9 protein-coding genes are annotated in these 12,416 nt (G+C 39.3%); 7 read left to right on the top strand and 2 right to left on the bottom strand.

The features are described 5' to 3' along the window. Positions 1–268: 268 nt before the first annotated feature. Both hemH and R0J88_RS15360 read right to left on the bottom strand, forming a co-directional pair. Entirely contained in the window at positions 269–1,288 is a 1,020-nt protein-coding gene (gene hemH / locus R0J88_RS15365) for a ferrochelatase (RefSeq protein ID WP_006793511.1), read from the bottom strand. A 74-nt stretch (positions 1,289–1,362) separates the two neighbouring features. Beyond that, positions 1,363–2,697 carry an HD domain-containing phosphohydrolase gene (locus R0J88_RS15360; protein ID WP_008133193.1) on the bottom strand — a complete coding sequence of 445 codons (1,335 nt, stop codon included), beginning with the start codon at positions 2,695–2,697 and terminating at the stop codon, positions 1,363–1,365. 245 nt (positions 2,698–2,942) lie between these two features. Between R0J88_RS15360 and R0J88_RS15355 the strand changes: the two genes are divergently transcribed. The 7 genes from R0J88_RS15355 to R0J88_RS15325 all read left to right on the top strand — a co-directional run bounded on the left by R0J88_RS15355 (position 2,943) and on the right by R0J88_RS15325 (position 12,403). Then, the gene (locus tag R0J88_RS15355) at positions 2,943–3,308 is read left to right on the top strand and encodes a response regulator (RefSeq protein ID WP_008133194.1); all 366 of its coding nucleotides are present in this window, start codon (positions 2,943–2,945) and stop codon (positions 3,306–3,308) included. Then, positions 3,305–3,880: a chemotaxis protein CheX gene (locus R0J88_RS15350; RefSeq protein WP_410900347.1), complete on the top strand. Its 576-nt coding sequence runs from the start codon at positions 3,305–3,307 to the stop codon at positions 3,878–3,880. The genes R0J88_RS15355 and R0J88_RS15350 overlap by 4 nt, the downstream gene beginning before the upstream one ends. After that, positions 3,880–5,157 carry an ATP-binding protein gene (locus tag R0J88_RS15345; RefSeq protein ID WP_410900346.1) on the top strand — a complete coding sequence of 426 codons (1,278 nt, stop codon included), beginning with the start codon at positions 3,880–3,882 and terminating at the stop codon, positions 5,155–5,157. The genes R0J88_RS15350 and R0J88_RS15345 overlap by 1 nt, the downstream gene beginning before the upstream one ends. Before the next feature lie 294 nt (positions 5,158–5,451). Beyond that, positions 5,452–7,458, top strand: coding sequence for an EAL domain-containing protein (locus R0J88_RS15340; protein WP_410900345.1), 2,007 nt, complete (start codon positions 5,452–5,454; stop codon positions 7,456–7,458). Then, positions 7,455–8,582 (top strand): HDOD domain-containing protein, encoded by a 1,128-nt coding sequence (locus R0J88_RS15335; RefSeq protein WP_410900344.1) that lies wholly within the window; start codon positions 7,455–7,457, stop codon positions 8,580–8,582. The genes R0J88_RS15340 and R0J88_RS15335 overlap by 4 nt, the downstream gene beginning before the upstream one ends. A gap of 120 nt (positions 8,583–8,702) precedes the next feature. After that, positions 8,703–9,614 carry a sensor histidine kinase gene (locus R0J88_RS15330; RefSeq protein ID WP_276755438.1) on the top strand — a complete coding sequence of 304 codons (912 nt, stop codon included), beginning with the start codon at positions 8,703–8,705 and terminating at the stop codon, positions 9,612–9,614. A 248-nt stretch (positions 9,615–9,862) separates the two neighbouring features. Next, positions 9,863–12,403: a TonB-dependent receptor plug domain-containing protein gene (locus R0J88_RS15325; RefSeq protein ID WP_410900343.1), complete on the top strand. Its 2,541-nt coding sequence runs from the start codon at positions 9,863–9,865 to the stop codon at positions 12,401–12,403. Positions 12,404–12,416 lie beyond the last annotated feature (13 nt).

Genomic DNA, 12,416 nt, shown 5'->3' with positions numbered 1-12,416 from the left:
GAGGCGCTTTGCGCTACACAGAGTTTAAAAAATATTGGTTTGGTCACTTCTCGGTGTTAAGTTAGTTACGTTTACGAATAAATCGACTAAATGTAAAAGCGTTGCTTTTAAACGCCAGCAAGCTGCGCGTCTACAGGTAAATTCAGCCATGGCATTGTAAATGATGGGCTTTTCACTAACTCTAAAAGCGCAGCGTCTCTTAACCTTTTTGTGAATTATTGGCATAAAAAAAGGCGTTAATATTAACGCCTTTTTGATATTGAGTTGATTACAACATCGGTTTTAACACATCAAATATGGCTTCAATGTGATCGTCTCTGTCGTTTAAAGCTGGGATGTAGCGGTATTTTTCGCCGCCAGCTTCTTCAAATATTTCGCGGTTTTCGCCTTCTAACTCTTCTAATGTTTCAAGACAATCTGCGCTAAAAGCGGGGCTTATAATTGCCACATCTTTAATTCCTTCGGCTGGCAGGCTTTCTAGCGTTGCATCGGTGTAGGGCTTTAACCACTCTGCTTTACCAAATCGGCTTTGGAAAGTGCTAATGACATTGTCTTTATCAAGGCCAAGCTTTTCAACAACAAGTCGCGTTGTTTGTAAACACAGGCAATGATATGGGTCGCCATTGTCTAAAAATAATTTTGGCATACCGTGGTACGAAAAAACAATTTTTTGCGGCATCCCGTTGGCTGCTAGATCTTCGCTTATGCTATTAGCTAACGATTCAATATAAGTGGTGTTTTTGTGGTAACCGTTTATAAAGTGAAGCTCAGGCACCCAGCGCCATTTGCGTAGCACGCTTGATACGGCGTCAAATGTAGACCCTGTTGTAGGGCTTGAATACTGAGGATACATTGGCATGATAATTATGCGCGTGAGGCCTTTGTCTCTTAGCTCTTCAAGGCCAGCTTCTATTGAAGGGTTGCCATAACGCATGGCCATAACAACTTCGGTGTTTGTGTAGCCTTTTTGCTTTAACAATGTGTTGAGTTTCTCACTTTGCTGGCGCGTAATGTGCGTGAGGGGCGACCCGTTTTCTGTCCAAATACTTTTGTATAACTTTGCTGAACGTTTTGGACGTACTCTTAAAATAATGCCATGTAATATGATCATCCAAACAAGGCGTGGTATTTCTACTATGCGTGGGTCAGATAAAAACTCGCGTAAGTAGATACGCAGTGCCGCGGCTGTTGGGGCGTCTGGGCTCCCTAAGTTAGTAAGCAGTATTCCCGTTTTTTGATTAAAACGCCCGTCGTGGGGATTGTCGGTTACGGCAGAAAATCGCGACACGTTGTGCTCCTTCAAGCAAAGTTATATGTATATTTTAGGCTTATTGTAACGAAAAAAAGCCTGCTTTAGATCAATCATTTAGCGCTTTTAATCATAATTCTAAAGGGGGTTGGTTTTTTTGCTTCAAGTTGTTGTAACTTTTCAATTGATTTACGGCTAAACACATGGCCTTTGGGCAGTAACATAATGCCAGTGTGGCTTTGTATCGAGTTCCCTAATACCATATTTTCTTTAAGCTCTTGAGCATTACAAATAGTGACCGAACCCGCTGTACTTTTCTTCTCTTTCATTTTGTTGTGGCTGGCTTCAAGTGCTCGCACAATTTTTGGATGATAAAAAGTACCGCTGTAAAGTTTTATAGTGTCGAGTGCGTGCTGATGATGTTCGGCCTCGTTATCGCCCACACTTTGTTCATAGGCTTCCCAATAATCACGTGCAACGCTTAAAACCATGGCGCCAATGGGTATTTCGTTACCCGAAAGCCCTTTAGGTAACCCGTTGCCGTTATAGCGCTCATATTGATAGTAAATAGCATCAGATACATCGTGTAAATGCAGTGCAGGCATAAGCATTAGCTGCGCGGTGCTTGGGTGTGTGTAAAAGGTTTTGCGTTGTGCTTCGGTTAGTTTATTCACTGGTTTTTTATAAAGATCGGGGTCCATGGCTAGCAATCCTATTTGTGCTAGGTAACCCGCAGTTGGCGCAAGTTCGATACTTTTTTGCGATGCATTTAGATACAAGGCTATATGCGTACAGGTATTGGCAATGTTTTGTGCTCTGTTGCCATCGAGATAAGGGTTTGCATTGATAAAATTGTAGAGCAGCTCTACGGTAGATTTATGCTCGTTTTTTTCTCGTTCATTTGCTTTTTCAAGCTGCCTGAGCACTTGTTTTATTTGCTTTGTACGCTTTTCTACTCTGAGTTCTAACGACTGATTCAGTTCGGTTAATTGCGCATTTTGTTTTTTGACATGCGCTTGAAGTAGTTCGTTGTGCTTTTTTAAGCGAAACTTTTCAACTGCTGATTTTATAACACCGATTAAGTGATCGTTTTGCCAAGGCTTTTGAATGTAGGCGTTAATACCCCCATCGTTTACTGCACTAACCGTTGACTCTAGATCAGAATAGCCCGTTAGCAAAATACGTTGAGTGTCAGGAGCTAGCTTTTTTGCTTTTGCTAAAAACTCTGCGCCGCTCATTTTGGGCATACGCATGTCACTTATGACCACATCAAACTGTGTGGCTGTCATTTTTTGAAGTGCGTCGTGTCCGTCGGTCGATACAACCACATTAAATTTGTTCATTCGTAACAGCCGTACAAGTGACTTTAAAACACTTGCTTCGTCGTCTAGACATAGAATGTGGGCAGGTCTGTTGTTAAATTCTTCTAGTTCAGAGGTTTTTTGCATAAAAGTAAAGCCAGCCAAATCTAATATACCGTTAAATTTAGTCTAACCTCGGCTTATAAACAACTGAATTGGCAGATTTTATTAATCGCAACAAACTTTATTAAAGTGTCAATTTAAAATGCATAAAAAAACAATTAAAACCCAGCATAAAAAGCGAATTTTAGGCTATTTTTTTTGCAGAAATTACTAATTACTTCTACTCTAAAACAGAAGGTTACGTACTAATATTGTATAGCGAGGACTGTATGCCAATACCGGTTACAATAGCTGATGACTCAGCACTTTCAAGAAAAACAATTAAACGCGCACTTCCTGAAGATTGGGATATTACAATTCACGAAGCCAAAAATGGGGTTGAAGCGCTAGATGCTGTGCATGCCGGGTTAGCAGAGGTACTGTTTTTAGACTTGCAAATGCCACAAATGGATGGCTTTGAAGTGTTAAAAGAGCTGCAGCAAGAGCATCAAAAAACCATTGTTATAGTGATTAGCGCAGATATTCAACCTGCAGCACAGGCGCTTGTTAGCTCTATGGGCGCTTTTAGGTTTTTACAAAAGCCTTTAAAAGCCGACCAATTACGCGAAACCTTGCTGGATGTTGGCTTGTTATGATTGAAATAAACGAAGACGAGCGCGATGCGCTTCAAGAAATAATGAACATTTCTATGGGGCAAGCGGCCGATGCGCTTGCTCGACTGATTCAAACCAAAGTGTCTTTGTCTATTCCTGCTATTCAAGCAATGTCTCCTGAAGATTTTCAGGGAATGATTAATAGCCTTTCAAATAACTGGTTTGCACGACAGTCGTTCACGGGCACTATTCGTGGTGAAGTGATAATGAGTATGCATAAAGACGGTTGCAATGCGTTGGCTGAAGTAATGGATTTTGACTTACCGCTTGATGAAGCCGCAACAGAAGAACTTGTTTTAGAAATTACCAATATTTTATCTGCTGCTTGCCTACAAGGCTTTACCAGTCAGCTTGAGTTATTAACGCAATTAAATATGCCTGCGTTTTATTATCCGGTGCAATCTGCTCACAGTAATGAGTGGTCGTCTATTTTAATTATAGAAGTTGAATTTTTTATTGAGCAAATGCAATTTGATGCGCGCATACTCATTGGCTTAAGTGAAGGGTCTATAGAACAGCTGTTAATACCAATCAAAGCCTTATTGGAGGATTGATGGAAAAAAGCGAGTTTGAACGCGTCATTGAGCAACTTCCTATTGGTGCCTGTATTATAAATCAGGATATGACAATCACTTTCGCTAACCCTACGTTTTTAGGTGGATTAACCATTCGCCAACCCGGTTTAGTTGGCCAACCTCTATTAACTGTATTTGAAGAACAAGCGCGTTTTTTAAAACGTAAAATTGACAGTGTATTTATTTTAAAAAACCCAAGCTTTAGTTACTGGCAACAACGCCCCCATGTATTTCCCATGCGAAGCACTCGTCCTATTACCGGGGATGAGTCGCAAATGTATCAAAATGTGCAATTTATGCCGTTATCAAATGAAAATGCCGAGGTTACGCATGTCAGTATTTTTGTGACAGATGTAACCGCAGAGGCCAGTTATTTTATTCAGCAATCTGATTTAAAAAATGCGCTAGAAGACGAGCATCAACAATTAAAGGCACTGCATCAAGAGTTAAAAGTAGCGCAAAAGAAAATGCTGCAATCAGAAAAAATGGCGTCTATAGGTCAGTTGGCCGCAGGGGTTGCACATGAAATTAATAACCCAATAGGGTTTGTGAGCTCAAACCTAGAAACGCTTAAGGATTATGCGTTAAAACTAATAAAAACAACGCAGACGCAAAAAAAAATCATTGTAAAACAGGCTGAAGATCGCTTTATTAAATTACTTGAGGATGTATACGAACGCCAGGGTGTTGACTTTATACTAGAAGATTTACCGGAGCTACTCGATGAGTCGCTAGATGGCGCAGAGCGAGTTAAAAAAATTGTTAATAGCTTACGAGATTTTGCATTAAGCGATGAAGAAAGCTGGATGGAAGTAGACTTATGCGCTGAGATTGAGTCGACGCTAGTTGTGCTTAAAAATGAGCTTAAATATAAAATTCAGGTTGAAAAAGACTTACCCCAAGAGCCGGTTTTTATAAAGGGTAAAGCTGGCAAAATAAGGCAGCTCTTATTTAATGTGATTTTAAATTCGTTGCAAGCTATGGACACTGGAGGAACACTGACCATTGAGTGTAAGCAAGAACAAGACAAAATAAGGCTTATTATTGAAGACACTGGCGCAGGTATTGCTGAGTCTGATTTAGAGCGAATTTTTGACCCCTTTTATACAACCAAAGAGGTTGGACAAGGTACCGGTTTAGGCTTGTCTGAGGTGTACACCATTATTGAAGAGCACGAAGCAAGTGTTGATGTACTGAGTAAAGTGGGTGAAGGCAGTCGCTTTGTGTTTGTTTTCAATACCCCAAAAAGTTCATGAGTTAAAAAACAGCGCGAAGAGAGGTGTGTTTTGTGACTAAAGGTTGATTGAATAGTGTTGCTGGTATTGTTTATTATTAGCTAATTATATTGGATTAGTATTTTTTATTATGTTAATTCTTTATGATTGGGTTGGTGATTTGTAGATAGCAAGTGATATATTTGCATTAGGGTTACATGTTATTTAAATGTAAATTACTGTTACCCTATCATTTTAATGACGGCAGGCCTTTTAAGTACTGTTGTATTAGCTGTTTTGATCTTTTTTAAGATTGAATAACAATAGGAGCCAATAGTGGAACCTAGTATCCTTTTGGTTGATGATGAAGTTAATGTTTTGCGCTCTTTACGGCGTGTATTGCAGCGTGCCGGCTTTAAGGTAAGTGTAGCCGAAAGTGGCCCTGAGGCGCTTGAATACTTAAAAACAAGCGACGTATCTATTATTGTGACTGACTACCGAATGCCTAATATGACTGGGGCTGATTTACTTCGAGAAGTTAAAATTCACTGGCCAGAAATAATAAATATAGTGCTTAGCGGTCATTCTGATTTTAATTCGGTGGTTGAGCTTCTTAACCAAGGACTGGCGATTAAGTTTTTACAAAAGCCTTGGAATGAAAATGAACTGATAACAACCATTCAACAAGCGCAACAACTCTATTGCAAGCGTATTGCTCAGCACGAGCGTGACCAACTACTTTTAGGTAGCGTTACCGCGCTTATTGAAATAGACGAAAATGGTAAAATAAACCGTTTTAATGCGCCTGCGCAGTCTTTGTTTTCAGGTTTATACAGCTTTGTTGATGATTACATAATTAATATAGACGCACAGCCAAATAAAGACGATTTGACGGCCTTTTTAAGTAATAAAACCAATATGTTATTTATTGCTCGTAAATGCGCAGAAAGCGAAAAAGAATACGAGTTTATTTTGGAACGTTATTGGTCTGATGATTTTTGTCAGTTACTTAAGCTGTCGGTTAACCCTAGTAAGTCGAGTGACAAATTTTTAATAGAAAGCTTTGGTGATTTTTTAATTAAAGAGCCTGCTTTTTATCAACAGCTAAATGAGTATGAAGGTGAAAACACTAGCTACACGGTTATTTTTATCGGTATTGCTAAATTTGAACTTATTGCTGATTTATTAGATTACCAAAGCGCTTATGAGTTTACACATTTGCTTGCAAAAGTATTGCACAATACCTTTGGTGAAAAGGTGAGAATGTGTCAAAAGCATTCTAACCAGTTTATGTTATCTGTACCTCACGCAAGTAACGATGCCACATTACTTGCCGCTCTTAATAAAACAATGAGCTTATTTAGCGATGCGATACCCCAGCGTTATAAAGGAATGAGTTTAGAGCTTTATGGGGTTTACGGCATTTTTCCTGAAGATGTTTTGTCAGGCAAAGAACTTATAAATCATCTTAGCCTGAACATGAATTACCTAGCAAAAAAACAGCAACGATTTTTTACCCGCTTTGATGCAGAGTTAGTAAACGATTACCGAAAAAACTTTGAACTAAGTAGGCTGCTTTTTAAAGCAATTGATAACGAAGAATTTAGTTTATATTTTCAGCCAAAAATAGATTTAAAAACACATAAAGTAAGTGGTGCCGAAGTGCTTATTAGGTGGTACGAACCAACAAAATATGGATGGGTGTCTCCTGGTTTATTTATACCTATTTCTGAATGCGATGGCCAAATTATCGCTATAAGTCGATTTGTAATTTCACAAAGTTTTAAACAGCTTAAGCAATGGAACTTGCAAAAAGTTGAAGTAGGTAAACTCGCTATAAACCTTTCTGCTCGGCAAATTAAAGAAGACCCTGAATGGATAGACTTTATGCTTGAGTCTCTAAATGAGAACAACCTCAGTGCATCAAACATTCAGTTTGAGTTAACAGAAACCTACTTAATGGATGATCTAACAAAATGCCAACTGCAAATAACCAGATTAAGAAGCTTAGGGTTTGAAGTCCAAATTGATGATTTTGGTATAGGTTACTCATCACTTGCGTATCTTTCAAAGTTATCAATCGATGGCATAAAATTAGATAAGGAGCTGATAAGTGGTTTAGATTCATCCCTTGAAATGCAAAGTATGATCAGAAACATTGTGCGTATGTCCCATGATCTTAATTTAAAGGTGATTGCAGAAGGAGTCGAGACGGCTCACGAATGTAAATTGGTAGAAAGACTTGGCTGTGATTATATTCAAGGTTTTTATTTTTCTAGACCTTTGCCTGCTGATGAGTTTTATGATTACTTAATAAATACAAATGTGCGCGGTGATGAATGAAAACAATGAGAGTAGTTTTATTTGACGACGAGCTTTTTATATTAAAGGCGCTACATAGAACTATTAACAGAATATATCCCGCTGCTGACGTTATTACGGTGAGTGAAATAAATGAATTTTGGTCTGTGCTTAAAAATAATAAATCAATAGACCTAATTATAAGCGATTACTTAATGCCGCACGTTAATGGATTAGATGTGTTAGAGCGCTGTTTAATTGAAAATTCGTACCCAGTGAGGGCTTTGCTCACGGGGGACCCGTCGTTAACCGAAAAAATGCGTCAATGTAACGTTGTGCATATGTACCTTGCTAAACCATTTAATAAAGAAGATTTAATACTTTTGTTTAACAATGTGGCAGAATTAAAAGCACTCCCGTTTTCAGAAAGTATGAGAAGAAAACTGGGGGCAATGTCTAGCTTTCCGGTTTATCCCTCACTGCTGCAAGAGCTCAATACGCTTATTGATAGTGGAGAGTTCGACCTAGCTGAAGTAGCCGAGCTTGTCTCTAAGGAGCCTGTTATTGTTGCTAAGTTGCTGCAACTTGCTAACTCGGCCTATTTGGGCTTTACACGTAAAACAGTCTCTATAGAAGAGGCCGTTTCTCGCCTTGGTACGACTATTTTATTGTCAATTAGTACATCATTATTAATGGCAGAAAATTTGCCTCCTTCTATATCGGCCATCGATCACGAAAAGCAAATACATGTTGCAACACATTATGCTAGTTGTGTTAAAAAATTTGCACAACATATAGGTATGAACTTAAAAGAGCAGGCTTTGCTATTTTCAGTGGCGCTATTGAGTTTTGTTGGTAAATTAATAAATGTTGAAGAAGTGACGGACCAACACAAATTAACTGACCCTGAGCAAAGTATAAATTACCTTCATGTATCTGCTTATATCATGAAATTATGGGGGCAGAGTACGCAGGTGTGCACATTAATTTTAAACTCTAATGACCTAAAAACCCCCGCTGATAATTTGAGTAATACTCTTTATATTGTTCATCAAAAGTTATTTCAAAAGCAGTCTAACGAGGCCCTAATTGTTGGTTGTCAGCAACAGGGGGTTTGTTCATCCTTTTGTGAAGCAATAAATACGTTTGAGTGGGAAGTGTTTTAAGCTTAACCTGCCTGTTTATTGTCAATTTACACATTTATTTACAGAACAAAAAGGAGATCTGGTTGCGTATTTTCAGTTTGGCAACTAAATATTAGTTATACAAGCTACAGGGATACTGGCATGAATGAAGTAGAGAGTCATTTAGAAAGTGTATGTTTAAACGATGAAAAAAACCTTAAGTCGTTACAAAAGCAACTAAGTGAAAAAGAGTCCGAATTAGCACGGTATAAAAAAATGCTTGTCCAAAGTACTAAAATGGCAACATTGGGTACGCTAAGTGTTGATGCGGCTTCGGAAATAAGCACCCCATTGTCACAAGCAATTAATACGATAGATAACCTTAGCCATAGCAGCCCAATAATCTCCACATTACTAAATATCAGCGAGCAATACTTAAACGGTGAACTCAAAGAAAGCCAGTTTAAACACGAGCTCGACTTACTTAATTTACAACACCCATTTGCTTGGATTGGCAATGACTTGTCGACCAAAATAAAAGACAGCGCGAGCACCTTAAGGCAGGTTAACTATTGCGTTCAAAATTTACTTAATTTTTCTGAATCTAATGAATGTCATGCAGTTCAGCTCGTCAACATAGTCGATGTTGCTGTAAATATGCTTAAGCTTCTTGAAAGTCAGCTATCGCTGTGCGCTATAAAAACCGATTTTGAAAATGTACCGCCTATTTATTGTAATTTAGCTTCAATTAATCAGCTTTTTGTTAATTTACTCATTAATGCCCGAGAAGCCTGTGAGCATAATGACACCAAAGGGTGCATTGTTGAAGTGCGTGTTTTTGAACAAAATAGCTTTATTTGTATTGAGATAAAAGATAACGGTTGTGGCATGACAAACCATGTACAAGAACAGATGTTTGACCCTTTTTTCACGACCAAAGAAGTAGGAAAAAATAGTGGGATGGGGCTAACTCTTGTGCACTCAATAGTGCAAGAACACGCAGGAAAGATACAAGTTAACAGCATAATAGAGACAGGTACGTCCATTTTATGCTCACTCCCCTTGAAAGAATAAGTTAATAAATAAATACTCAATGTAAATAATGTGTTAAGTATTTATTTTGTAAGTTTAATTCCTTGTTTGCATTAATTTTAGCCTTTTTGGTGTGTTTTTTTCTTAAGTTGAACTTTATTTGCATACTTAGGCCTTTAATTTAAAATTTTTCATTTCTTTTTATTTGCTAATGTTGCTAGGATGTTCCTCATTGGCGATGCTAAATCGCCAAATAAACTATAAGAACACACATAAACAGGGTCGTCACTATGTCAACATATCGTTTAAATACACTTGCAGCGGCAGTTGCATTTGCAGTATGCGCACCAGGCGTTGTTATCGCGCAAGAAGCCCCCGTTCAAGCTGCTAAAAATATTGAACAAATATCTGTATTAGGCTCTCGGGTGTCTAATCGCACCTCAACAGAGTCATCTTCACCAATAGATTTAATAGACTCAGATGATTTAAATAAAGGCGGTTACACTGAGCTTGGCCAAAGCCTACAAGCTACAGCACCGTCATTTAACTTTTCGCGTACGCAGGTGTCAGATGGTTCTGACTTATTTAGACCTGCTACACTTCGTGGTTTACAACCCGATCAAACGCTGGTATTGGTCAATGGTAAACGCCGTCATAATCAATCTATTTTTGGTCTTAATGGGACGGTTGGTGCTGGTGCTGCCGGTACCGATATGAACGCAATTCCGTTAACTGCGCTTAAAGGCGTTGAAGTACTTCGTGATGGCGCAGCGGCAAAATATGGCTCCGATGCAATAGCGGGTGTAATCAACTTATCACTTAATAATTCAACAGGTGTAACAACGGGCTTTGTTCAGTATGGCGGCACAAGCGAAGGCGACGGCGACACAGTTACTGCAGGTTTAAACCGTGGTTTTGAGTTAGGTAACGAAGGTGGTTTTATTAATTTATCACTAGAATACCGAGATGCTGACGGGACTAACCGTGCAGAACGCGATACGGGTGGTTCGTTAAATGTAGAACCCGGAATGCTTTCAGAGGATGTTCGCTGGGGACAGGGTAACGCTGATAGCGAATTTACATCGCTGTTTTACAATATGGCACTGCCTGTTGGCGATAGCGAGCTTTACTCGTTTGGTGGGTTCTCAGAGCGAAGCGCGTTAGGTAATGGTTTTTATCGTAACTTTAACGAAGCGTCTAAAAACGTGACTCAAGTATACAGTGATGGTTTTTTACCGCGTATATACAATGAAGCACAAGATCTTTCGTTTGCAATAGGGTTTAAAGGGGATATAAACCCAGATTGGACTTACGATGTGTCGGCTGTATATGGTGAAAACCAATACGATTTTACCTCGCGTAATACCTTAAATGCGTCTTACGCTGCCGAGTACTTATTTAATAACCCTGATGCAAGCGATGCTGATATTGCAGCTAATGCAGGCCCAACCGGTGGCTATTCAGGTGGATTTAGATTTGATCAAACTACATTTAATGCCGATTTTAACGGCATTGTAGATATTGGTCGCAGTGAACCACTATACGTAACTATTGGCGCAGAATACCGTAAAGAAAATTACGAAATAGTACCAGGCAGCCAAGCGTCGTATGCTTGTGGTTTAGCTAATACTGATACTTCTTATCCGTCAGTCAATGACGAAAATCAATTTGCGCAGTGTGGATTTCAGGCGTATAACGGCCTTCGCCCAGAAGCGGCAAATAAAAGTGATCGAAATAGCTACGCGATATTTGTAGATGTAGAAACGATGATCACAGATGCATGGAACGTTAGTGGTGCACTTCGCTATGAAGACTTTTCAGATGCGGGTGACGATTTAATTGGTAAACTAGCGACACGTTACGAGTTTAATGATGACTTTGCTGTTCGTGGTGCGGTATCAACTGGCTTTAGAGCGCCTTCGCTTCAGCAAAGCGGTTATACAGCTTTTACAACCAACCTAGGATCGGATGGCTCGTTAACTCAGTCGTTTACTGCTAACACAGGCACGGCATTTCCAAGTGCGTTAGGGGTTGATACTTTAGAGCTTGAGACTTCAACTAACTACAGCGCGGGATTTGTTTACGATGTAAGCAGCGAGCTTTCACTTACAGTTGACTTTTACCGTGTGGAAATTAAAGACCGCATAACGTTAGGAAGTTTGTTATCGGCTGACGACGTATCGTTTAGCCCAGATGCGCTTGCTGCGCTTCAAGCTACAGGCGCAGTACAGGCTAATTACTTCTCAAACTCCGTTGATTCTACTACACAAGGTGTTGATATTATTGCTTCATACCGTACTGAGATCGACGGGGCTAATTTGGGTGTTACTTTTGCTGGTAATTTGAACGACACTAAAATTGATAACGTAAATGCAGAAGAAGGTATTCCAGAAGCGGTTGCCTTTGATGACTTACAACGTAGCTTTTTTACTGATGGACAGCCAAGTGAGCGTGCCACGCTGACATTTGATTATGCGCGCGACGCATATACTTCAACACTTCGTTTTAATTACTTTGGCGAAACCGATGTAAAATACTTTGGTAACGACCATATTTCATTACCGGGAGAGCTTTCTCCAACGGGGTCGTTTAAACCAACAAGTACAGTTGAATCAGCAGTGTTGGTTGATGTAAACGTAAGTTATGACATTAATGAGATGTTTACGCTTTCTGTTGGTGCCGACAACGTATTTGATGAAACACCCGATGAGTTAGGTGATGACGAAGTACTTAACTTTATTACCAATGGTGCGTTTAAATACCCTGTACGTGCATTGCCTTATGGCTTTGACGGGCGTACATATTATGCAAAAGTAAGCTTTGAATTTTAATTACTTGAGCTAA

The sequence above is a fragment of the Pseudoalteromonas sp. SIMBA_162 genome (genome assembly GCF_046535955.1).
Taxonomy (GTDB): Bacteria; Pseudomonadota; Gammaproteobacteria; order Enterobacterales; family Alteromonadaceae; genus Pseudoalteromonas; species Pseudoalteromonas marina.
The sequence above is the reverse complement of the archived record's forward strand: the minus strand, read 5'-3'. Positions and strand labels throughout refer to the sequence as shown.